Below are 21,200 nucleotides of genomic sequence, written 5' to 3'. Positions count from 1 at the left end.
GGGGGGCGTGCGGGGAGCGCCGCGGCGGGCTCTACCTTTTTGCCCCAAAATAAATAAGCCCCGCGTGTGCGGCGCGGGGGGGGGGGGGGGGGGCCGCCCCCCCCCCGCCCCACCACACGGAAGAACGGGCCTCAGGCGTCGCTGCGACGACGTCCGGCGAGCACGCCGTACGCCACGCCCAGCGCGCCGACGACGATGCCCACGACGGCGAGCACGCGCGCGGTGGTGTCGCTGCCGTCGGAGGCGACGGAGGTGTCCGCGGAGGCGTTCTCGGTGGTCTTGGTCTCGTCGGAGGCGTCCTTGGCGGGCGAGCCGTGCGCGTGGCCGTCCTCGGAGGCGGCGGACAGGGTGAGCACGGGGGCCGGGTTCTCGGGCTCCTGCGCGCCGTCCTTCTGTACCTCGATCCAGCGCACGACCTCGTTGTCGGAGTACGTCTGGAGGGCCTTGAAGGCCAGTTCGTCGGCGTCCTCGGGCAGCGCGCCGACGGAGACCGGGAACTTCTCGAAGTAGCCGGGTTCGATGCCCTTGCCGTCGGCGGTCCAGGTGATCTTGGAGACGGCCTCGCTGATCTTCTTGCCGTGCACCTCGAGCGGCTTGGCCAGCCTGGACTTGGTGACCTTGATCTTCCAGCCGTCCATCGGTTCCGGCAGGGCGGAGGCGAGCGGGTGGTCGGTCGGGAAGGTCACCTCCAGCTTGGTGGTCGAGGCGTCGTCGCGCTCGTTGGGGACCTTGAAGTCGACGACCGCGTAACCGCCCTTGGCGGCGGTGCCTTCGGGCTGCACGCTGACGTGCGCGAACGCGGGCGCGGACAGGACGACGACGGCACAGGCGGCGAGGGCGCCGGTGGCGGCGAGACGGGAAGCCTTCATGAACGGATGCACTCCACTTCGGGTTTCGAGTGAGTTCCGGTGGTCGGAGGAGCGCGTGCGCACGGATGTCGGAACGTGCGGGCACGCGCGTGTGCCGCACGACGGCGGCCCCGACCCCACGGCTGTGGAGTGGCGGTCGCGTCGTGTCAGGCGGCGAGGGCGAGGGCCGCGGCCGGCGGGCCGCGCCTGATCACCGTGTGCTGGAGTGCGGTGGTACGGGGCTTCGGCAGCGCGAGCAGCGCGGTGCGCGGCGGTCGCGGGTCCGCCTCGGGGGCGGCCGGGAGCCCGGCACGCAGGGCGCGCACCAGCGCGAGCGCCACGCGCAGGGACCGTACGAACGCGCCCTCGGCCATGGAGTGGGCCGAGAGTTCCATGAGCCGCAGCAGGGCCAGGTCACCGCGGCGCAGCAGCCAGCCGGCGGCGATCGCCGCGAGGATGTGGCCGAGCAGCATCGGCAGGGACGGCAGCAGCGAGGCCGGGGAACCGGCGGCGGACAGGGCGTCCGCCCGATGGTGCATGGAGCTCATGTCCATGCTCATGGCGGTGTCCGGGGAGATCCGGGCGTCGGCGAGGAGCCTGCGGGCATGCGCGGGGCTGATCGCCGCGGCCGTCGTCCCGCACACGAGCCGCGCGGCCCGCTCCACGAGAGAGGCGTCGGACGTCGGCGTCATGGAGGACATCGACATCGCGCCGGAGGAGACCGTCTGCTGCCCCAGCCCGAACAGCGTGTGCAGCACGGTCTGTCCGACCGCGAGCAGTGCCGTGATCCCGGTCAGTGAGCGCATCCGCCCGGCGAGCGGTGCCGCGACCAGGACGGCCCCCAGGAACCCGGCGCCCAGCGTCCACAGCGGAACCGTGGCGCAGGAGGCGAGGGTGTGACCGCCCGCGGCCAGCACGACGCAGACCGCGGCGAACACCGCGGCCCGCAGTATCCGGAGATCGTTTCCGGAGCGCACCGTGCGCTGGTGGGGGGCAGTCATGGCGGGCTCATCATCGCACTGGCCCCCCGAGCGCCATACGGCAGGTCCGCAAGGTTGCGAACCGACCGGAAGGTCACTCTCTGGTACGACCGGCCCGCACATACACCGATTCCGTTTCGGACGCATCGCCCATATGGGCGGCATCACGTCAACTCAGTGCTTACGCACGGGTGCGCGCGGCAATAAGAAACGGTATGTCGAGCCGCGGCCTGGAGGCTGGAGCATGAGCATCTGGTGGTCTCTCCACTTGCGGCGTGAAGCTGCGAGCGTTCCGCTCGCCCGACGCCTGCTGCTCGGCACGATGGAGACGGCGGGCGTCGACCCCGACGTCTGCTACGACCTCTCCGTCGCCCTCACCGAGGCCTGTGCGAACGCCGTCGAGCACGGCGGGGACGCGGTGCACGGCGCCTCCTCGGAGGCGTACCGGGTCACCGCCTACCTCGACGGCGAGAAGTGCCGTATCGAAGTCACCGACTCCGGCCCGGGGTTCGCCCTCTCCGCGACTCCCCGTCCCGCGCGCCCCGACGCCGAGCACGGCCGGGGCCTCGGGCTGATCCGGGAGCTGGCCGACCACGTCCACATCGGCCACAAGCCGGGGCGTACGGGCACGGTGGTGAGCTTCGACAAGATCCTCAAGTGGCGGGACGACGCACCGCTGATGGCGGTGTGAGCCCGAGGCTCCCTCAGGCCCCCTCCAGCACCTTGCCCAGGATCTCCAGTGCCTCCGGATACGCCCGCTCCCTGGGCGTCCCGTATCCGACGACGAGTCCCTGCGGCCGTCCCTCGCCGGGAGTGTGCCAGTGGTCTCCCAGGTGGCCGACGGCGAGTCCCTCGGCTTCGGCCCGCTTCAGTGCCGTCTCCTCGTCGGCGACCTCCACGAGGGCGTGCAGTCCGGCGGCGATCCCGCGCACGTCGTGCTTTCCGCCGAGCCGGGCGAGGAGCTGGTCCCTGCGTCTGCGGTATCTGAGGCGGCACGCGCGCACGTGCCGGTCGTAGGCGTGGCTGTCGATGAGTTCGGCGAGCGCCAACTGGCCGATGGACTCGGTGTGGTGGTCGCTGTGCAGCTTGGCGTCGGCGACCGCGTCGACCAGGTGCGGCGGCAGCACCATCCAGCCGAGCCGCAGCGCGGGCCCGAGCGTCTTCGAGGCGGTGCCCAGGTAGACCACCCGGCCCGGCGCCATCCCCTGGAGCGCGCCCACGGGCTGCCGGTCGTAGCGGAACTCCCCGTCGTAGTCGTCCTCGACGATCAGCCCGCCACGCGCGCGTGCCCAGTCCGTGAGCGCCCGCCGCCGCTCGGGGTGCAGCGTCACACCGGTCGGGTACTGGTGCGCCGGCGTGACGACAACGGCCTTGAGGTCCCCCAACTCCTGGGCGCACACGCCCCGTTCGTCCACCGACACGGGCACCACCCGCCCCCCGTTGCGCCGCACCACCTCCCGGTGGAACGGCAGACCCGGGTCCTCCATGGCGATCTCCGCACCGTCCAGCACGCGCGTGAGCAGCGCCAGCCCCTGCACATAGCCGGAGGTGATCACGATCCGCTCGGGCGGCGCGATGACCCCCCGGGCCCGCCCGAGATACCCCGACAGCGCGGTCCGCAGCTCGATACGGCCGCGCGGATCCCCGTAGTCGTACGCCAGCAGCGGCGCCGTCGCGATGGCCCGCCGCAGCGCCCGCAGCCAGGCAGCCGCCGGAAACGCCCCGACGTCCGGACTGCCGGGCCGCAGATCAAAACGCGGGGTACGCGCGCGTGCGGCCGCCTCCGGCGCATCCGCGTCCAGGGAGGGCAACGAGGCGACCTGCGTACCGGACCCCTGCCGGGCCGTCAGATACCCCTCGGCGACCAGCTGGTCGTAGGCCGCCTTGGCGGTCCCCCGCGAGACACCGAGCTCGGCGGCGAGCCGCCGGGTGGCGGGCAGCCGCGTCCCGGGCGCGAGCCGCCCGTCCCGCACGGCGTCCCGCAGCGCCCGCTCGAGCCCGACCCGCCGCCCGTCGCCGGAATCGGGCTCGAGATGCAGATCGACTCCGACGCCGGACCAGAAGTCGTCCACGACGACGCTCCCCCCAAGTGTGGTGAATCCAGGCACGTCAATGGCCGGGCACCTCCCTGGTACCCGGCCATCCGTCTCGTATCAGCTCTTGAGCGCGGCCATCCAGGCCTCGACCTCGTCGGACCGGCGCGGCAGCCCGTCCGACAGATTCCGGTTGCCGTCGGCCGTCACCAGGATGTCGTCCTCGATCCGGACGCCGATCCCCCGGTACTCCTCCGGCACGGTCAGGTCGTCCGCCTGGAAGTACAGACCGGGCTCGACCGTGAGCACCATCCCGGGCTCCAGCGTGCCGTCGACGTACGACTCCACTCGCGCGGCAGCGCAGTCGTGCACGTCCATGCCGAGCATGTGCCCGGTGCCGTGCAGCGTCCACCGCCGCTGCAGCCCGAGCTCCAGCACCCGCTCCACGGGCCCCTCCACGAGCCCCCACTCGACGAGCCGCTCGGTGAGCACGCGCTGCGCGGCGTCGTGGAAGTCGCGGTACTTGCCGCCCGGCTGCACCGCCGCGATACCGGCCTCCTGGGCGTCGTACACGGCGTCGTAGATCTTCTTCTGGATCTCGGTGAACCGCCCGCTGATCGGGAGGGTGCGCGTGACGTCGGCCGTGTAGTACGTGTGCGTCTCGACGCCGGCGTCGAGGAGCAGCAGGTCGCCCGAGCGCACCGGCCCGTCGTTGCGCACCCAGTGCAGTGTGCAGGCGTGCGGCCCGGCGGCGGCGATGGTGCCGTAGCCGACGTCGTTGCCCTCCACGCGCGCGCGGAGGAAGAACGTGCCCTCGATGTACCGCTCCGAGGTCGCCTCCGCCTTGTCCAGGACGCGTACGACGTCCTCGAAGCCGCGGACCGTCGAGTCGACGGCCTTCTGCAGCTCGCCGATCTCGAACTCGTCCTTGACCAGCCGCGCCTCGGAGAGGAAGACCCGCAGCTCCTCGTCGCGCTCGGCGGTGACCTTGTCGGTCAGCGCGGCCTCGATCCCGGCGTCGTACCCGCGCACGACGCGCACCGGGCCGGTGGCCTCACGCAGCGCGTCGGGCAGCTCGCGCACGTCGGAGGCCGGGATGCCGTAGAGCTTCTCCGCCTCGGTCAGCGAGTGCCGGCGGCCGACCCACAGCTCGCCCTGGCCGGAGAGCCAGAACTCGCCGTTCTCCCGGTCGGAGCGCGGCAGGAGGTAGATCGTCTCCTGGTGACCGTCCGCGGTCGGCTCCAGGACCAGGACGCCGTCCTCGGTCTGGTTGCCGGTGAGGTACGCGTACTCGACGGACGCCCTGAAGGCGTACTCCGTGTCGTTCGAGCGGGTCTTCAGGTTGCCCGCGGGGATCACCAGACGCTCGCCCTGGAAACGCGCCGACAGCGCGGCGCGCCGCGCGGCGGTCTCGGCGGCCTGGGCGATCGGCTCCAGGTCACGCAGCTCCGTGTCGGCCCAGCCGGACTTCATGTTCTCGGCCAGCTCGTCGGACACGCCCGGGTACAGGCCGTTCTTCCGCTGCTTGATCGGCTCTTCAGACTCAGTCTCCGGGGTCTCCGGGGTGAGCTCGTCGGCCACGGTCATCCTCCTCGATACGGCACTGGACCCCCTCCATCGTACGGTCGTACGGAAGGGGGCCCAGGCCCTGAAGACCCTTACCGGCCGCTACTCGAAGCGGGCCGCCAGCAGCACCACGTCCTCGTCGCTCTCCGCCGCGTCCCGCCCGTCCGGCAGCACTGTCCGCAGCACATGGTCGACGATCGCGTCCGGGTCGTGCCTGAGCGCCCTGGGCACACCGGCCGCCGCCGCGTGCAGCCGGGCGAAGGCGCGGTCGGTGGGGTCGCCGGTGCGGTGCAGCAGACCGTCGGTGTAGAGCAGCACCGTCTCGCCGCGCTCCGCCTGGAACTCCATGCTCGGCGCCTCCCAGCAAGCGAGCATGCCGAGCGGCGCGGACACGGACGTCTCCACGAACTCCGTGCGCCGCTCGCCGACCAGCAGCGGCGGGCAGTGCCCGGCACCGGCCAGCGTGATCTTGCGCAGGGAGGGCTCGCAGTAGGCGAACAGGGCGGTCGCGGAGCGGGCCGGCTCGGTGAGGCGGAGCAGCAGCTCCAGGTCGGACAGGACCGCCACCGGGTCCTCGCCCTCCATCACGGCGTACGCCCGCAAGGAGGCCCGCAGCCGCCCCATCGCGGCGACCGCGCTCGGCCCGGAACCGGTGACCGAGCCGACCGCGAGGCCCAGCGCGGCATCCGGCAGCGGCAGCGCGTCGAACCAGTCGCCGCCGCCGCGCGGGCCGGTGCGGTGGCGGGCGGCGAGCTGGACGCCGGCCACCCGGGGGAGCCGGGACGGCAGCAGCTCCTCGGCCATCGTCGTCATGCACGCGCGTGTGCGTTCCACCTCCACCAGCCGGGCCAGGTGCTCGCCGGCGTAGCGGGCGTAGAGCCCGACGAGATGGCGCTGGCGCTCGAGCGGTTCGGCGGGCTCGTCGTAGAGCCAGACGGCGGCACCGAGACGGCCCGGCTTCTCGCCGGCCAGGGGGAGGGCGTAGCAGGCGGCGTAGCCGAGGCGGGCGGCCACCTCGCGGTGCCGGGGGTCGAGACCGTCCTCGGCGAAGAGGTCCGGCTGGGCGATCTCACCGTCCCCGCCCGGCAGTCCCTCGAGGATGCGGCCGTACGACATGGCACTGCGCGGCACGGTCTCGATGTGCCCGAGGTCGGCGCGGGCGAGGCCGAGGCCGATGGTGGTGTCCGGTCCGAGGCCGTCCACCGGTTCCAGTACGACGAGACCGCGCCGGGCCCCGACGAGGGCGGCTCCGGCGCGCAGCAGTTCCGTCAGGGCGTCCGCGAGGGAGTCCGTGCGGTTCAGGCGTTCGGTGAGTTCATGGAGGGTCGTGAGGTCCGAGACCCAGCCGGCCAGCCGGTCGGTGAGCAGCGCCCCAGGGGGGTTGGGCGGAGGGACCGGAGAGGTACCCGAGGCTGCGGGCGCGGGCGCGACAGTGTGTGCGGGCGACGGAACCGTTGAATCGATTCCGGCCACTTTCGAAGGGTGAGGGGCGTTCATGTCGTCCGGCTTCCCGACCGGTGCGTATTGCTCAAAAGCATCGCAAACCCCCATGTCATTCTGCGCCGCTAGCAGTGTCTCCACATGTACACGCACTCGTAAGGGGATGTCCAGCATTGTCCTGCCGGGATTCCTGGTGTCCATGGGCACCGAGTGATCCCCTTGCCTAAAAGCAAATTTGGCTTAAAACTGACTCGGGTAACGGGGTATTGCGGTCGACTGGGCTTGCTCGACGGAGCGTCACAGCGGTCGTGATGGGTACGTACTCGGAGAAGACCAGGGGTGGTGGAGCGCCACCCGGAACCTGGTGACCGACTCCGGGCGTCTTAGCCACCGACGACCGAGCCCCATCCTCCCGTGGCGGAGGCGAAGAGAAATACGCGGGACGGCAAACGCCAGACTTCGCCACCCCCACGCCACGCCCATGCTTTTGATGGACGCAGCATGGACGAGGCCGCCGCGGATGCAGTCAACGTTCGGCCCATAGGGGTTCCCCTTGCCCGGGGCAGGGGTGTGATGCGCCAACAGGTACGCACAGTGAAGTGATCGACACATGGTGTGATGTGGCCCCCACGGTGTTGCCAGCGGTGCAACGGAAAGGAACGAGCGCTCATGCGCGAGATCCTCGGAAGGCGACGCAGGCTCCTGTCCAAGCGCAGCGACGGAAGGCCTGAGTTGATCAGCGCGGCCCTGACCTTCGCGACGGAATGGCAGTGGCCCGTACTCCCGGGTGTGGCGGCGGACCCGCAGGCGCGTTCCCGCTGCGGCTGCCCCGACGCGGAGTGCACGGTGCCCGGCGCCCACCCCTTCGACCCCGGCCTCCTCGCGGCCACCACCGACGCCCGCATGGTGCGCTGGTGGTGGAGCAACCGGCCGGCCGCGCCCGTCATCCTGGCCACCGGCGGCAAGGCCCCCTGCGCGGTGAGCATGCCGGCCCTCGCCGCCTCGCACGCCCTCACCGCGCTCGACCGCCTGGGCATGCGCCTCGGCCCGGTCGTCGCCTCGCCGAGCCGCTGGGCGATCCTCGTGAAGCCGTACACCATGGAGCAGTTGGGCGAGCTCCTCTACGCCAAGGACTTCGTCCCCGGCTCCCTCCGCTTCCACGGCGAGGGCGGCTATGTGGCCCTGCCCCCGTCCGAGACCGGCGAGGGCGAGATCCGCTGGGAGCGCGCGCCCCTGCCCGGCTCCGCCTCCCCCTGGGTCCCCGATGTCGAGGCCGTGGTGGACGCGGCCGTCGAGGCCCTCACTCGTACGGGTGTGAGCGCCCCCGAGTTGTAGGGGTCTCCGGCGCGCGCGGGACGGCACGCGCGCGCGTGCTCGTTATCTTCCGCACATGCTGCATGATCCTGGGGGACACCCCCCAGACCCCCGAATCCGTCTGCTCGCCATGGCGGGCGTAGTGGTGTGCGCAGTCGTGCTGCCGCTGGCCGTGGCATCCGCGGGACCGGCGGGCGACGAGGGGCACACCGTCGTGCGTGCCCCCGCGCGCGCGTCCGTACGCGCCTCCCCTCGTCAACAGGACGCCAAGGCGCCCTCCGGCACGCCCGCCCTCCCCCACGCTCGAACAGCCTCGCGCGGGGGCACCCCCACCCCCCTGCTGCTCGATCTCGGTCTGGACACAGCCGTCCGCTGCGGCCCCGAACTCACCTCCCCCGAAGGCGTCGAGGCGCAGACGTGTGTGCTCACGCAGGGCGAGGACACCTGGGGGCGCACCTACTACCGCAATGTGACCGGCAAGGCCCTGGACTCCGCACTGAGTCTCATGGGGCCCGAGGGCCGCACCGTGCAGCTGAGCTGCGCCGTGGGCGCCGAGGACGAGCCGGGAATGTGCGAGACACCGCGGCAGCGCACCCGGGGCGCGCTGGACTCCTACACGGCGGTCGCGGAGTTCGCGGGGCGGGCGGGGCGCGGGCCGCTGCTGCTGCGCTCGGGGAGCAACTCCGGGAAAAGCACCGGTAGTTGACTGGTCAACCCGTTCCGTAAAGAAAACGCGCGCATGAAAAGACCCGGTTGCTGGCGACGGGGGATGCACCAGCAACCGGGCTACTGGAACGGTAACAAGAGATCCGTGGTTCGCAAATTCGATCCGGGCTTTCCAGTCACGTATTTGCTTGTCCCCAGCGGGACTTGTGAGCGGAGTCACCGATTCCGAAAGCCCGGGTCCGGCTGACCGACCGGTCAGCAGAACCCGGGCTCTTCGCTCTTCGTCAACTGAGCGTGACCTGCCGGTTGGTGAGGCCGCCGCGCGCCCGGCGCTCGTCGGCCGTCAGCGGCGCGTCCGAGGCGAGGGCCGTCGCGAGGCGCTCGGCGAACTCGGCCGCCGGCTTCTCGACGTCGTCCGCGCCGACCCCGCTCGGCAGGTCCCAGACCGGGACGGTGAGCCCGTGAGCGCGGAAGGAACCCACGAGGCGCGTTCCTTCACCGAGGTTCGACCGGCCCGCCGCGTGCAGGCGCGCGAGGGCGTCCAGAAGCTGCTCCTCCGGGTACGGCATGACCCAGCGCAGGTGGTTCTTGTCCGGCGTCTCGCACCAGTACGCGGCGTCCACGCCCGTGAGCTTCGCGGTCGGGATGGCGGCGGCGTTGGCCCGCTCCAGGGAGGCGGCCACCTCCGGCGTGGCGTTCTCGGAGTCCGGGACCCAGAACTCGAAGCCGCTGTGCACAACTGGCTCGAACGCGCCTTCGGGATCGAGCAGATCCTGCAGCCGCGGACCGTCGGCCGGAGCGCGCCGGCCCTCGACCGGTGTGCCGGGCTCCGCGGCCAGTGCGCGCTGGAGGGTGTCGGCGAGGTCGCGGCTGATGTCGCCGGACGCCGTGTCGTTCTGCAGACCCAGCAGCACCGAGCCGTCGTCGCGGCGCAGGGCCGGCCAGGCCATCGGCAGCACCGTCGCCAGCGTGAGGGACGGGACTCCCTCGGGCAGGCCGCCCTTCAGGGGCAGCTCCACCGTGGCGGCCGGCACCAGCTCACGCAGCGCCACCCAGTCGCACTCGCCCGGGAGTCCCTCGAAGGGACGGTGCACCAGCTCGGTCACGGCGTGTGCGGCGGCCCGTCCGTGACAGGCCTTGTAGCGGCGGCCGCTGCCGCACGGGCACGACTCGCGGGCGCCGACGACCGGGACCTCCCCCTGAGTGATCTGCGGGCGCTTGGCCTTCGTCTGGGGTCGCTTCTTGGCCATCGTGGGTGTCTCCCGGTTACGGCTCGTCTGGTACGGCGGGAGCCTAGCCGTTCACGCCGCGCGCCACGGGGACCTGTGGACAGCCAGGTGTTCAGTCCAGGTCGTCGAACGCGTCCGCGAAGTCCAGGCCCGGCATGGCCGGGATCCTCGACACCGTCGGTGCGGTGACGCGCGTAGCGAAGTCGTCGCGCCGCAGCGGGGCATCCGGGTCGTGGACGTCCTTGTGCACGACGACCCACACGGTGACCTCGCCGCGGGCGTCGTCCCGTACACCCCAGTCGTCGGCCAGCGCGGTGATGATGTTCAGCCCGCGGCCGCCGTGCGCGGTGACCGAGGGCGTGGCCGGAGCCGGGCGGGTGGGCCCGCCGCCGTCCGTGACCTCCACCGTGAGCCGGCCGCTCGGGTCCACCCGCCATGCGGCCCGGACGTCCCCGTCCCCGGCCAGGGCGTCGCCCAGTGGGCGGCCGTGCTTGCACGCGTTGCTCAACAGTTCGGAAAGAATGAGTACGGCATCGTCGATCACGGTGTCCGGCACGCCGCCCGAGCGCAACTGCTCGCGCATCCGGTGTCGCGCCTCCCCCACGCCCGCAGGGCCATGGGGTACGGCCATGCTCGACGACGTGGGCACCTCCTGTGCCACCACCAACGCCACCCCCGAGACCTCCTTTGCCCCACGCCACGGTGTGGATGCCCCATTGGCCTGTACCGGAAACCGGCCAATCCACGTTCAGTGACGCATTCGCAACGATCGAATACGGAGCGAATGCGCCGGGGCACTCCCTGTAGCCGTGTGGCTGGATTTCGACTGTGGCCGAGTTGGAGGATGGTGCCCCAGTGGCTGGTGGGTCAAGGGTTCTTCACAGGTCTTTACCAGTGACGAACAGTGACGAACCGTGGTGACGAACAGTGAGGAAAGGGCCTCTCAGCGGCCGAGCTGACGCAGAACCGCACGTGGGCGGTTGGTGATGATGGCGTCGATGCCCAGGTCGACGCAGAGGTCCACGTCCTCGGGCTCGTTCACCGTCCACACGTGCACCTGGTGGCCGGCCGCCTTCAGGCGCTCGATGTACGCGGGGTGGTTGCGCACGATCCGGATCGAGGGGCCCGCGATCCGGACACCCGCCGGCAGCCGTCCGTCGCGCAGTCGCGGCGAGACGAACTGCAGCAGATAGACCGTCGGCAGGGTCGGCGAGGCGGCACGCACGCGATGCAGCGAGCGCGCCGAGAAGCTCATCACGCGCACGGGCGACTCGGCGGCCGAGGCCGGGGCGTCCAGCCCGAACCGTTTCAGCAGCACCAGCAGCCGCTCCTCCACCTGTCCCGCCCACCGCGTCGGGTGCTTGGTCTCGATCGCCAGCTCCACCCGCCGCCCCGCGTCGGCGACCAGCTCCAGCAGCCGCTCCAGGGTCAGTACGGAGGTGTCCTCCCGGTCCTCGGGCCGGAACTCCCAGTCGGGCTCCTCGTCGCGCGTGCGCCACAGCTCCCGCGTCTTGCGCGAACCGAAGTCCAGGGCGGCGAGCTCCGCGAGCTCCAGCGCGGAGACCGCGCCCCGGCCGTTGGACGTGCGGTTGACGCGGCGGTCGTGGACGCACACGAGATGGCCGTCCGCCGTCAGGCGTACGTCGCACTCGAGGGCGTCCGCACCGTCCTCGATCGCCTTCTTGTATGCGGCCAGGGTGTGCTCGGGGGCCTCTTCGGAGGCTCCGCGGTGGGCGACGACTTGAATCCGGTGCCGGCGTGCGTGGGTCACCGCGTCATGGTGCCACCGCAGAGGGGTAGTCGTGCGATCGGAGGAGCATAGATTGCGCCCCTTTTGCCTGTCATGGCCTATATAAAGAATGGCCCCGGACCCACAGGCACCGCTTATGGTGCCCTGACGGCTCATGGGAAAAGCTGACGGCATACAAAAGAACATGCACAGCTGCATCGCGCCGGACCGTCGACCAACGTGAACGAGCGTGACCGAGTGCGACCGAGAACAACAGCCGTGGACCGAGGAGAGAAGCTGTGAGCACCGAGAACGAGGGCACCGCGGTACCCCCGGCCCCGTCCGCACCCCCCGTGCCGGTGGACGCTCCCACTCCCTCGGCACCCGCCGCCCCCGAGGGGAGCGACCACACAGCCCCGCTTACGCCCGTACCTCCGAGCGCCCCCGGCGCGCAGGAGCACACGCAGGAGCAGCAGCAGGCACCCGCGGGCCCGGCCCCGGACGCCTCCTGGCCGCCCCCGGTCGTGCCCTCCTACTCCGACGGCGGCGCCGGAGGCGCGGGCTCCGGCTGGGGCTCCTCGTACCAGCAGCAGCCCGCACCGAAGTCCGGCCGCGGCGGTCTCGTGGCCGCGATCCTGGTGGCCGCGCTGGTCGCCGGCGGCCTGGGCGGCGGCCTCGGCTACACGCTGGCCAAGAACAACGACGACAACACCGCTTCCACGACGGTCTCCGCCTCCACCAGCGGCGGCGCCGTCAAGCGGGACGCGGGCACGGTCGCGGGCGTGGCCGCCAGGGCGCTGCCGAGCACGGTCACCATCGAGGCCGAGTCCACCAGCGGCGAGGGCGGCACCGGCACGGGCTTCGTCTTCGACACCCAGGGCCACATCGTCACCAACAACCACGTGGTCGCGGACGCGGTCGACGGCGGCAAGCTCACGGCGACCTTCCCGAACGGCAAGAAGTACGACGCCGAGGTCGTCGGCCACGCGCAGGGCTACGACGTGGCGGTCATCAAGCTCAAGAACGCCCCGTCGGACCTCAAGCCGCTGCCCCTGGGCGACTCCGACAAGGTGGCCGTGGGCGACTCCACGATCGCCATCGGCGCCCCCTTCGGCCTGTCCAACACGGTCACGACGGGCATCATCAGCGCGAAGAACCGCCCGGTGGCCTCCAGCGACGGCTCCGGCAGCAGCAGTGCGTCGTACATGAGCGCCCTGCAGACGGACGCCTCGATAAACCCGGGCAACTCCGGCGGCCCGCTGCTCGACGCGTCGGGCAACGTCATTGGCATCAACTCCGCGATCCAGTCCACCGGCAGCGGCGGCCTCGGCGGCTCCAGCCAGTCCGGCTCGATCGGCCTGGGCTTCGCCATCCCGATCAACCAGGCCAAGTACGTGGCCCAGCAGCTGATCAAGACCGGCAAGCCGGTCTACGCGAAGATCGGCGCGTCCGTGTCCCTTGAGGACTCCTCGAGCGGCGCGAAGATCACCGAGCAGGGCGCCGGCGGCTCCGCGGCGGTCGAGTCCGGCGGCCCCGCCGACAAGGCCGGCCTCAAGCCCGGTGACGTGATCACCAAGCTGGACGACCACGTCATCGACTCCGGTCCCACCCTGATCGGCGAGATCTGGACGCACAAGCCCGGCGACCAGGTCACGATCACCTACGAGCGCGACGGCAAGTCCCACACGGTCCAGCTCACCCTGGGCGCGCGGCAGGGCGACAGCTGACCTCGCGCTTCGGACCCACTGCGGACCACGACCCGCACGACATCCGCAGGGCCGGTACGCTGTACCCGCTCCGCCCCTGGTGGATGGGGCAGGAGGTGGGTTGCCCGAGCGGCCTAAGGGAACGGTCTTGAAAACCGTCGTGGCAGCGATGTCACCGTGGGTTCAAATCCCACACCCACCGCAGTGTTGTCGAGCCTTGGTGCCGGAACGAATCCGGCACCAAGGCTCTTTTGTTTTACGTGGCAACAACACGCTTTCCCATCAGAGCCCGGCTCCTCCTGCCGACGTTCTTCCCGGCCGCGTGCACGTCAGGGCCGGGCGCCGAACCGGGCCACGCGCACTCGGCCTCCCCGAGCCGGACCACTACGACCGCGGTACAGCAGGAGAAGGAGACGAAGCTCGGTGCTGCGCGCAGCACCCCGACATCAACGGCGGCCGGGGAGCCACAGGGATGATTCCCTGGCGGATCGAAGGGCGTGAGGCGGGCCGGTCAAAGCGCGCAGTCCCGCGCCAGCCCCTCCCAGTCCACCCCTCGCAACGCACCCTCCGCATCGCACTCGCACGGCACCCGGGCGGTCGGCTGGAACCAGATGACCGTCAGGGCCGAGCGGTACAGGACCGGGTCGTGGGACGGGTCCAGTGCCGAGGAGCGGAAGGAGCCGACGCAGGCGACGGACGGGAGGACCTCGACGGGGCCGAAGGCGCCCGCGTACTGGTCCGGGTATTCGCGCGGGGGCGCCACGAGGTGGACCGGGTGGGCCGGGGACGTGCGTGCGGCGGTGCCGAGCAGGCCCTCGATCACCATGTCGTTGACCGGCTTGCAGGGGTAGCCCGGCCAGTCCTCGGGCATTCCTCCGTACGTCGACGACAGCCGCAGCTCGGCGAGGTCGACCGGGCGGCCGGAGGAGAGGACCACGCGGGCCAGCGACATGGTCCGCGCTCTGGGGCGGTCGTGCATGGACGTCCTCTGCTCATGTGCTCCATGGTTCGTCCGGCCTCACGGCCGGTGCCCGGTCATCCGGGCCGCCGACGCGATCGTCGCCCGTGCCTCGCGTTCCGACAGGCCGGTGTTGAGCGCCGCGTCCAGTAAGGGGGCGACCAGGGCCGGCCCGATGCCGTTCTCGTATGCGCGGCAGGCGGCCCAGAACAGGCGGGTGTTGCGCTGTCCCTCGTGCGCGGCGAGGACGAACTGGACGAGGCCCTGGCCGTGGTCGCCTGCCGACGGGTGGGTCGAGGGGTGGACCGGGCGCGGTGGTGGGAGCAGGAGCCGCAGGAGGGCGGGCGGGCAGGTGGCGGGCGCGAGATGGGCCGTTCCGGGTGCCGCCGTGTAGACGCCGTGGTCGGTGCGGGAGCCGGGCCCGACGAGGTAGCCGCCGGCGCCGCGGATGTCGATGCCGGGGGCGAGGCGGCCGGCGGAGTTGGGGACCGCGGCGTCGGGCGGGCCGCTCAGCCAGAGATGGCGGCCGCCGCTGGGAGTGAGGACGACGACCGTCTCGGGGATGGTGAACAGGTGGCGCAGGGCGAGTTCGCGCAGGGCCGCCGAGGAGTCCGTACCGGATTTGGTGTCGAGGTCGACGCCGATCAGGTGGTGGGGCGGAAGGCCGCAGGCGATGCCGTAGCCGGTTGCCCAGGGGGCCGCGGCGAACAGTTCGCGGATGCGTGCCGGGTCGGTCGAGGCGTCGTACACCCCGTGTCCGAGACGGCCGCACTCGCCGTGGCAGGCCTGGGGGGCGGGGTCGTCGCGGTGGGGGGAGCGCAGGGCCGGGAGTTTCGTCCGGGACAGGGGGATGACGGCCAGTCCGCGCTCGGCGGCTGACAGGGCGTGTGCGAGGGCCAGCGTCGTGGCCTGCCGGTCGGTGGTGGCCATGCCTCTATGTTCGTACACACGTTCGAAAAAGGGAAGGGGGGCGAGCTCGACGCGCCGGGGTGCGGAGGTTGGCCGGAAAAGTGCCGGGACGCTGCACCCCTTGCGGCGCTTGGGGTGGAGGTGTCCCGACTGTTCCGACATGGGCGTTGGAAGTAGCGATAGGGGTTTATCGATATGTCGTAGCACTTGAGAAGGAATCGTACGTTCCGGTGTGGTTCGCCGGGGATCCGGTGGGCAACTCTGATCTTGCGACGTCGTGCACAGCACCGGGGCGGTCGGCCAACTGCCTTGGTATCAGCCGTACTTCACGTTGGTGTTCTGGAGGAACAACATGGCAAGCATCCGTACCGCCCGCGTCATCGCCGCCGTCTCCGCCCTTCCGCTGGCAGCCGCACTGTTCGCCGGCGTCGCGGCGGCGGACAACGGCGCCATCGCGGACAACGGATCGAACGCGGGTGTCGTCAGTGCCGTCGGCAGCGGTGTGGGACTCGACAACAACGGCAACTCCTCGACCACACAGCAGAACGCGGTCGGCTCCGGCGCCTCGAACCAGAGCAACACCGCCCAGGTCAAGGGCTCCGCGTTCACGGCCGTCAACCAGGGGAACCGGAACGTGGCCATCAACTTCACCGAGCTGTGGTGAGCCGACTCGCCTGACTCGAAAGGTCAGGTGTGCTCTGGGGTGCAAGGGCGTCTGCGCGGCGGTACTTCGGTGCCGCCGCGCAGGCGTTTTCGCGTCCTGGGTACCGACCTTGACAGCGCACCGTATCTGACGGACAGTCAGAAACTCTGGCGGGGAACGACGGAACCCGCTCGGCGGCCGCGGTGTACCAGAAGTGTCAGTGCGATGGGCGATGCAGGAGACGGCGAGGGGGCGACGTTGAGCGAGGACGAGCTGGGGGCACGGCTGAAGGCCTACGAGGGGCGGCCCGCCGCCGTGTCCGGCAGAGGCAGGGATCCCGTCAACGCGCCCATGATCCGGCACTGGTGCGAGGCGATGGGAGACACCAATCCGGCCTATGAGGGCCCCGAGGCCATAGCTCCTCCCACCATGCTCCAGGCATGGACCATGGGCGGTCTCTCCGGCCACGAGGGACGCACGGGGGACTACGACGAGCTGCTCGCCCTGCTCGACGAGGCGGGCTGCACCTCGGTCGTCGCCACCGACTGCGAGCAGGAGTACCTGCGCCCCCTGCGCCCAGGGGACGAGATCACCTTCGACACGGTGATCGAGTCGGTGTCCGAGCAGAAGACGACGAAGCTGGGCACGGGGTACTTCGTCACCACGCGGACGGACGTCCGGGCGGACCACGCCCTCGTGGGCACGCACCGCTTCCGCATCCTCAAGTACGCCCCCGCACGCCGGAGAAAGCCCGAGCAGCCCGCCCGGCGCCCGCGCCCCGTCGTCAACCGTGACAACGCCGGCTTCTGGGAAGGAGTCGAGCGCCACCGGCTGCTCATCCAGCGCTGCACCGACTGCGCGACCCTGCGCTTCCCCTGGCTGCCGGGCTGCAACAAGTGCGGCGGCCCGGACTGGGACACGGTCGAGGCGAGCGGCGAGGGCACGGTGTACTCGTACGTCGTCATGCACCACCCGCCCTTCCCGGCCTTCTCCCCTCCCTACGCGGTCGCCCTCATAGAACTCGCCGAGGGCGCACGGATGATCAGCGGCGTGGTGGGAGTGCCCTACGACAAGGTGCGCATCGGAATGCCGGTGCGGCTCGAATTCCAGGTGTACGACGAGGATCTGGTGCTGCCGGTGTTCCGCGCCCGGGAGGAGGAGACCGTATGAGGGCCGGTGAGAAGCTGCCGCCGCTGGAGATCCCGGTCACCCGCACCCTGATCGTGGCCGGGGCCATCGCCTCCCGCGACTACCAGGACGTGCACCACGATGCCGAGCTGGCCCGGCAGAAGGGATCCCCGGACATCTTCATGAACATCCTGACGACGAACGGCCTGGTCGGCCGCTACATCACCGACCACTTCGGCCCGACGGCGGTCCTGCGCAAAGTGGCCATACGGCTGGGAGCGCCCAACTACCCCGGGGACACGATGGTGTTGACGGGGACGGTGGAGACGGTCGTCGAGCAGGCGGACGGCGACACGGCGACGGTCCGGGTGGTGGGGGCGAACGGCATCGGCAGCCATGTCACCGGCACGGTGACGGTCACCGTCCCCGCCGCAGGCCCGGGGGGTGCCGGATGAGCGTCCGCAGCCGGGACGGCCTCGGCGGCCGTGCCGCGATCGCCGGCATCGGGGCCACGGAGTTCTCCAAGGACTCGGGGCGCAGCGAGCTGCGGCTGGCCGTGGAGGCGGTGCGGGCCGCGCTGGACGACGCCGGTCTGACCCCGGGGGACGTGGACGGACTGGTCACGTTCACGATGGACACCAGCCCGGAGATCACCGTGGCCCAGGCCTGCGGGATCGGTGAACTGTCCTTCTTCTCCCGTGTCCACTACGGCGGCGGCGCGGCCTGCGCGACCGTCCAGCAGGCGGCGCTCGCGGTGGCGACGGGCATCGCGGAGGTCGTGGTCTGCTACCGCGCGTTCAACGAGAGATCGGGCCGCCGCTTCGGCTCCGGGGTGCAGCACCGGGAGCCGTCGGCGGAGGGCGCGGCACTCGGCTGGTCACTGCCGTTCGGGCTGCTGACCCCGGCGTCCTGGGTGGCGATGACGGCGCAGCGCTATCTGCACACCCACGGGCTGACCCCGGAGGCTTTCGGGCAGGTCGCGGTGGTCGACCGCAAGTACGCGGCGACGAATCCGGCGGCGTACTTCCACGGCCGTCCGATCACCCTCGCCGATCACGCGGCCTCGCGCTGGATCGTCGAGCCGCTCAGACTCCTGGACTGCTGCCAGGAGACCGACGGCGGCCAGGCGATCGTCGTCACCTCGCTGGAGCGGGCCCGCGATCTGCCCCGTCCGCCGGCCGTCATAGCGGCGGCCGCCCAGGGCGCGGGCCGCGCGCAGGAGCAGATGACGAGCTTCTACCGCGACGACCTGACGGGCCTGCCGGAGATGGGAGTGGTCGCCCGGCAGCTGTGGCGTACCTCCGGGCTGACACCGGCCGACATGGATGTGGCGATCCTGTACGACCACTTCACGCCGTTCGTGCTGATGCAGCTGGAGGAGTTCGGGTTCTGCGGGAAAGGGGAGGCGGCGGACTTCGTGGCCGGGGAGTCGCTGCCGATCAATACGCACGGAGGGCAGCTGGGGGAGGCCTACCTCCATGGGATGAACGGGGTGGCGGAGGGGGTGCGCCAGCTGCGGGGCACGGCCGTGAACCGAATACCCGGGGCGGGAAGGGTCCTGGTCACCGCAGGAACCGGCGTGCCCACGTCCGGCCTGGTCCTGACCGCGGACGGCTGAACGGCCGGGTCCGGGAGCGCGGGCGGCGGGGCGACCCCCAGGGGTCATCCCGCAGTACCCCGGGGCCGCTCGTCCACCTACAGGAGGTGCAGCTGCCTCCACCCCTACAACCTGAGGCGGACTCGGCTTCGGGACCTGCGGCCGATGAGGCGGAGGCACCCTCGCTCATAGCGTGGAGCCATGACCACACCCGTCTGCACCAGCGCTTCGACTGCTGCCGAACCGGCGGCGCTGACCCTCCCGTATCCGTCGTTCGCGTCGTACGTGAGGGCCCGGCAGCCGGTGCTGCTGCGTACCGCCAGGTCGCTGACCGCGAACCCGAGCGACGCGGAGGACCTGCTGCAGACCGCGCTCACCAAGACGTATGTCGCCTGGGAGCGGATCGAGGACCACCGTGCGCTGGACGGCTATGTGCGCCGGGCCCTGCTGAACACGCGCACCTCGCAGTGGCGCAAGCGCAGGGTCGACGAGTTCGTGTGCGAGGAGCTGCCCGAGCCGGAGCCCGTGCCCGGCGGGGACGATCCGGCCGAGCAGCAGGCTCTGCACGACGCGATGTGGCGGGCGATCATGAAGCTGCCCGCCCGGCAGCGGGCGATGGTCGTCCTCAGGTATTACGAGGACCTGAGCGAGGTCCAGACGGCCGAGGTGCTCGGCGTGTCGGTGGGTACGGTGAAATCGGCGGTGTCGCGTGCGCTGGGCAAGCTGCGCGAGGATCCCGAGCTGGGGCTTGTGCGGTAGTGCGGCTCCCTGGTGCGCACGATTTCCTCGCAGGTCGGGGGCACCGTCAGCGAGGTGGTGCCTGTGCCTCGGGAGCCGTCTGCGCAGCGCGACGTGCGCACTCAGGTCGTCGGTCATCCTGCCCCCCTGAGCAGGGGGCGGGTCAGTCGGTCGAGGGTTCCCTGGTCAGTGGAGGCTCCGTCGGGCCCGGGGAGGGCGGGGTGAAGAGCACGGCTCGGGCCACCTTCGGGGCGTACAGCGATGTGAGCGGAGAGGTCAGGGAGAGGGCGGCGCGGAAGGCCTTCCCAATGGTCGGGTCGCCGGGGTAGCGGGCTGCCAGCCGGCGCATGTACCAGGCCGTCAGGCGTTCCTCCAGGCGGGGCTCGAGGGCGTTTCCGGTGGCGCCCGGCATGGCCTTGTCCGCTCCGGCCGAGATGGCCCAGGCCTGGCGGGATGCCGCGAGGAGCGCCTGCTGCACGCGGCGGGTTGTGGAGGTTCGCCGGGCGGTCAGCGCGTCCCGCAGGGCTGTCGCGCTCATGGCCGCCACGGACATGCCCTGGCCGTAGATCGGGTTGAACGTGCAGAGCGCGTCGCCGATCGCCAGGAAGCCGGCCGGGCGGCGGCCGGGAAGGTCGTAGCGGCGTCGTACGTTCGCGGTCTGCCGGAAGCCGAAGACCGGTGACAGGGGTTCGGCGACGCTCAGCCAGCGGATCAGGGGCGGGTGCGGCAGTCTCTTCGCGTACGCCTCGAACTCCTCCTCGTCCGTGGGCGGTTCGTCACCGCGCAGACCCGAGAAGGTGACCAGGTACGTGCCGTCCTCCAGCGGCAGTACGCCACCGCCGTACACCTGGGTGGGGTCGGGGACGACGTAGTGGCCGAGCGAGTGGGAGCCCAGGCTTTTGTCGGTGTCGCGGTAGACGCGAGTGGCGTAGGCGAGGCCCGTGTCGATGGTTTCCCCGGGCGGGGCGTCCGCCCCGATCTCCTCCAGCCATCGGGGGGCCCTGGTGCCGCGGCCGGACGCGTCCACGACCAGGTCGGCCTCCAGCGGCCGCCCGCTGTCGCGGGCTGCTTCGCCGCGCTCGCGCAGCAGCACACCCCGCACCCGCCCGGCGTCGCCCAGCAGGCCGACCACGTCCGTCCGCTCGACCGCGGTGATCCGGGGGTTGGCCAGCACCCGCCGACGTACCAGCTGTTCGAGCTGGGCGCGGGAGCCCGTGTAGATGTACGTCTGGGCGGGCAGCCGCCGCAACCAGGATCCGCCCTGCCACTGCACCATGTCCTCCGGCAGGCCCATGGCAGGGGATCCCGCCCTCCGTAACTCGTCCATGAAGCCCGGCAGAAGTGCCTCCAGGGCTCGCTGTCCGCCTTCCAGCAGGACGTGGGGGTGGCGGCCCTGCGGAACGCCCGGGCGCGGCTCGGGGCCGGCCGGGAATCCGTCGCGTTCCACGACCGTCACCCGGTCGGCGTGTGCGGCGAGGACATGAGCGGCCAGCAGGCCGGCGAGGCTGCCTCCGACGACGACCGCGTGCCTGCGTCCGGGATCCCGTGGCTGCACCGGATCCCCCGTCCCGTCCCAACTCTTCGCGGCCTGCTGGTGGTTCATCGATGTCGCTCCTCGTCGTCGGCGATCCCGAGCCGGGGGTGAAGCCGTATGAAAACGATCAGTACCACGGTCCGCCGGAGCGGACGGCGTGAATGTCCCATGCCTCACTCGAG

20 protein-coding genes and 1 tRNA gene are annotated in these 21,200 nt (G+C 71.4%); 10 read left to right on the top strand and 11 right to left on the bottom strand.

All coding sequences use genetic code 11. From position 1 onward, the window contains the following. Window positions 1-131: 131 nt before the first annotated feature. Both ABT254_RS32140 and ABT254_RS32135 read right to left on the bottom strand, forming a co-directional pair. Window positions 132-869, bottom strand: coding sequence for a YcnI family copper-binding membrane protein (locus ABT254_RS32140; protein ID WP_351477735.1), 738 nt, complete (start codon window positions 867-869; stop codon window positions 132-134). A gap of 146 nt (window positions 870-1,015) precedes the next feature. Beyond that, on the bottom strand, window positions 1,016-1,849 hold the full coding sequence (locus ABT254_RS32135; protein ID WP_351477732.1) for a hypothetical protein: 834 nt from the start codon (window positions 1,847-1,849) through the stop codon (window positions 1,016-1,018). A 223-nt stretch (window positions 1,850-2,072) separates the two neighbouring features. On the opposite strand from ABT254_RS32135, the gene ABT254_RS32130 reads away from it, so the two are divergent. Then, window positions 2,073-2,519 carry an ATP-binding protein gene (locus ABT254_RS32130; protein ID WP_351477729.1) on the top strand — a complete coding sequence of 149 codons (447 nt, stop codon included), beginning with the start codon at window positions 2,073-2,075 and terminating at the stop codon, window positions 2,517-2,519. 13 nt (window positions 2,520-2,532) lie between these two features. Here ABT254_RS32130 and pdxR read toward each other — a convergent pair whose 3' ends face one another. From pdxR to ABT254_RS32115, 3 genes are all read right to left on the bottom strand, one after another. After that, window positions 2,533-3,900, bottom strand: a complete 1,368-nt coding sequence (pdxR, locus tag ABT254_RS32125) for a MocR-like pyridoxine biosynthesis transcription factor PdxR (RefSeq protein ID WP_351477726.1) — start codon at window positions 3,898-3,900, stop codon at window positions 2,533-2,535. An 81-nt stretch (window positions 3,901-3,981) separates the two neighbouring features. Further along, a complete protein-coding gene (locus ABT254_RS32120; RefSeq protein WP_351477723.1) occupies window positions 3,982-5,448 on the bottom strand; it encodes an aminopeptidase P family protein in 1,467 nt (488 codons plus the stop codon). Between the two features lie 81 nt (window positions 5,449-5,529). Beyond that, window positions 5,530-7,041 (bottom strand): PP2C family protein-serine/threonine phosphatase, encoded by a 1,512-nt coding sequence (locus tag ABT254_RS32115; RefSeq protein WP_351477763.1) that lies wholly within the window; start codon window positions 7,039-7,041, stop codon window positions 5,530-5,532. 495 nt (window positions 7,042-7,536) lie between these two features. Between ABT254_RS32115 and ABT254_RS32110 the strand changes: the two genes are divergently transcribed. Then, window positions 7,537-8,202, top strand: a complete 666-nt coding sequence (locus ABT254_RS32110; RefSeq protein WP_351477720.1) for a bifunctional DNA primase/polymerase — start codon at window positions 7,537-7,539, stop codon at window positions 8,200-8,202. Between the two features lie 55 nt (window positions 8,203-8,257). Further along, the gene (locus tag ABT254_RS32105) at window positions 8,258-8,887 is read left to right on the top strand and encodes a hypothetical protein (RefSeq protein ID WP_351477717.1); all 630 of its coding nucleotides are present in this window, start codon (window positions 8,258-8,260) and stop codon (window positions 8,885-8,887) included. Window positions 8,888-9,131: 244 nt separating this feature from the next. Here the strand turns inward: ABT254_RS32105 and ABT254_RS32100 are convergent, their stop codons facing one another. From ABT254_RS32100 to ABT254_RS32090, 3 genes are all read right to left on the bottom strand, one after another. Next, complete coding sequence (locus ABT254_RS32100) at window positions 9,132-10,097, bottom strand: DUF5926 family protein (RefSeq protein ID WP_351477715.1); 966 nt, start codon at window positions 10,095-10,097, stop codon at window positions 9,132-9,134. A gap of 91 nt (window positions 10,098-10,188) precedes the next feature. After that, window positions 10,189-10,749, bottom strand: a complete 561-nt coding sequence (locus ABT254_RS32095) for an ATP-binding protein (protein ID WP_450748003.1) — start codon at window positions 10,747-10,749, stop codon at window positions 10,189-10,191. Between the two features lie 270 nt (window positions 10,750-11,019). Continuing rightward, window positions 11,020-11,847 (bottom strand): glycerophosphodiester phosphodiesterase, encoded by an 828-nt coding sequence (locus ABT254_RS32090; RefSeq protein ID WP_351477712.1) that lies wholly within the window; start codon window positions 11,845-11,847, stop codon window positions 11,020-11,022. Between the two features lie 257 nt (window positions 11,848-12,104). Between ABT254_RS32090 and ABT254_RS32085 the strand changes: the two genes are divergently transcribed. Beyond that, window positions 12,105-13,532, top strand: a complete 1,428-nt coding sequence (locus ABT254_RS32085) for a S1C family serine protease (protein WP_351477709.1) — start codon at window positions 12,105-12,107, stop codon at window positions 13,530-13,532. Window positions 13,533-13,626: 94 nt separating this feature from the next. After that, window positions 13,627-13,713 (top strand) — tRNA-Ser (locus ABT254_RS32080). Window positions 13,714-14,022: 309 nt separating this feature from the next. On the opposite strand, the gene ABT254_RS32075 is transcribed toward ABT254_RS32080, so the two are convergent. After that, window positions 14,023-14,490 carry a hypothetical protein gene (locus tag ABT254_RS32075; protein WP_351477706.1) on the bottom strand — a complete coding sequence of 156 codons (468 nt, stop codon included), beginning with the start codon at window positions 14,488-14,490 and terminating at the stop codon, window positions 14,023-14,025. Between the two features lie 39 nt (window positions 14,491-14,529). Continuing rightward, window positions 14,530-15,399 carry a bifunctional DNA primase/polymerase gene (locus ABT254_RS32070; protein ID WP_351477703.1) on the bottom strand — a complete coding sequence of 290 codons (870 nt, stop codon included), beginning with the start codon at window positions 15,397-15,399 and terminating at the stop codon, window positions 14,530-14,532. A 331-nt stretch (window positions 15,400-15,730) separates the two neighbouring features. Here ABT254_RS32070 and ABT254_RS32065 point away from each other — a divergent pair, with 331 nt between their 5' ends. The 5 genes from ABT254_RS32065 (at window position 15,731) to ABT254_RS32045 (ending at window position 19,505) form a co-directional block, all read left to right on the top strand. Further along, complete coding sequence (locus ABT254_RS32065; RefSeq protein WP_351477701.1) at window positions 15,731-16,042, top strand: hypothetical protein; 312 nt, start codon at window positions 15,731-15,733, stop codon at window positions 16,040-16,042. A gap of 204 nt (window positions 16,043-16,246) precedes the next feature. After that, window positions 16,247-17,191, top strand: coding sequence for a bifunctional MaoC family dehydratase N-terminal/OB-fold nucleic acid binding domain-containing protein (locus tag ABT254_RS32060; protein WP_351477699.1), 945 nt, complete (start codon window positions 16,247-16,249; stop codon window positions 17,189-17,191). Continuing rightward, a complete protein-coding gene (locus tag ABT254_RS32055) occupies window positions 17,188-17,604 on the top strand; it encodes a MaoC family dehydratase (protein WP_351477697.1) in 417 nt (138 codons plus the stop codon). The genes ABT254_RS32060 and ABT254_RS32055 overlap by 4 nt, the downstream gene beginning before the upstream one ends. Beyond that, window positions 17,601-18,767, top strand: coding sequence for a lipid-transfer protein (locus ABT254_RS32050; RefSeq protein ID WP_351477694.1), 1,167 nt, complete (start codon window positions 17,601-17,603; stop codon window positions 18,765-18,767). The genes ABT254_RS32055 and ABT254_RS32050 overlap by 4 nt, the downstream gene beginning before the upstream one ends. 180 nt (window positions 18,768-18,947) lie before the next feature. Beyond that, window positions 18,948-19,505 carry a SigE family RNA polymerase sigma factor gene (locus ABT254_RS32045; RefSeq protein WP_351477691.1) on the top strand — a complete coding sequence of 186 codons (558 nt, stop codon included), beginning with the start codon at window positions 18,948-18,950 and terminating at the stop codon, window positions 19,503-19,505. A 142-nt stretch (window positions 19,506-19,647) separates the two neighbouring features. On the opposite strand, the gene ABT254_RS32040 is transcribed toward ABT254_RS32045, so the two are convergent. Next, window positions 19,648-21,087 carry an NAD(P)/FAD-dependent oxidoreductase gene (locus tag ABT254_RS32040; protein ID WP_351477688.1) on the bottom strand — a complete coding sequence of 480 codons (1,440 nt, stop codon included), beginning with the start codon at window positions 21,085-21,087 and terminating at the stop codon, window positions 19,648-19,650. Window positions 21,088-21,200: the final 113 nt, after the last annotated feature.

Origin of the sequence: Streptomyces sp. NPDC001137 (assembly GCF_040298885.1) — a bacterium.
Lineage (GTDB): Bacteria > Actinomycetota > Actinomycetes > Streptomycetales > Streptomycetaceae > Streptomyces.
The sequence above is the reverse complement of the archived record's forward strand: the minus strand, read 5'-3'. Positions and strand labels throughout refer to the sequence as shown.

Bases quoted from the DNA above. Each gene is read 5' to 3' on its own strand.
- ABT254_RS32140 (WP_351477735.1), bottom strand. From the start codon at position 869: ATGAAGGCTTCCCGTCTCGCCGCCACCGGCGCCCTCGCCGCCTGTGCC.
- ABT254_RS32135 (WP_351477732.1), bottom strand. From the start codon at position 1,849: ATGACTGCCCCCCACCAGCGCACGGTGCGCTCCGGAAACGATCTCCGG.
- ABT254_RS32130 (WP_351477729.1), top strand. From the start codon at position 2,073: ATGAGCATCTGGTGGTCTCTCCACTTGCGGCGTGAAGCTGCGAGCGTT.
- ABT254_RS32120 (WP_351477723.1), bottom strand. From the start codon at position 5,448: ATGACCGTGGCCGACGAGCTCACCCCGGAGACCCCGGAGACTGAGTCT.
- ABT254_RS32115 (WP_351477763.1), bottom strand. From the start codon at position 7,041: ATGCTGGACATCCCCTTACGAGTGCGTGTACATGTGGAGACACTGCTA.
- ABT254_RS32110 (WP_351477720.1), top strand. From the start codon at position 7,537: ATGCGCGAGATCCTCGGAAGGCGACGCAGGCTCCTGTCCAAGCGCAGC.
- ABT254_RS32105 (WP_351477717.1), top strand. From the start codon at position 8,258: ATGCTGCATGATCCTGGGGGACACCCCCCAGACCCCCGAATCCGTCTG.
- ABT254_RS32100 (WP_351477715.1), bottom strand. From the start codon at position 10,097: ATGGCCAAGAAGCGACCCCAGACGAAGGCCAAGCGCCCGCAGATCACT.
- ABT254_RS32075 (WP_351477706.1), bottom strand. From the start codon at position 14,490: ATGCACGACCGCCCCAGAGCGCGGACCATGTCGCTGGCCCGCGTGGTC.
- ABT254_RS32070 (WP_351477703.1), bottom strand. From the start codon at position 15,399: ATGGCCACCACCGACCGGCAGGCCACGACGCTGGCCCTCGCACACGCC.
- ABT254_RS32065 (WP_351477701.1), top strand. From the start codon at position 15,731: ATGGCAAGCATCCGTACCGCCCGCGTCATCGCCGCCGTCTCCGCCCTT.
- ABT254_RS32060 (WP_351477699.1), top strand. From the start codon at position 16,247: ATGGGCGATGCAGGAGACGGCGAGGGGGCGACGTTGAGCGAGGACGAG.
- ABT254_RS32055 (WP_351477697.1), top strand. From the start codon at position 17,188: ATGAGGGCCGGTGAGAAGCTGCCGCCGCTGGAGATCCCGGTCACCCGC.
- ABT254_RS32050 (WP_351477694.1), top strand. From the start codon at position 17,601: ATGAGCGTCCGCAGCCGGGACGGCCTCGGCGGCCGTGCCGCGATCGCC.
- ABT254_RS32045 (WP_351477691.1), top strand. From the start codon at position 18,948: ATGACCACACCCGTCTGCACCAGCGCTTCGACTGCTGCCGAACCGGCG.
- ABT254_RS32040 (WP_351477688.1), bottom strand. From the start codon at position 21,087: ATGAACCACCAGCAGGCCGCGAAGAGTTGGGACGGGACGGGGGATCCG.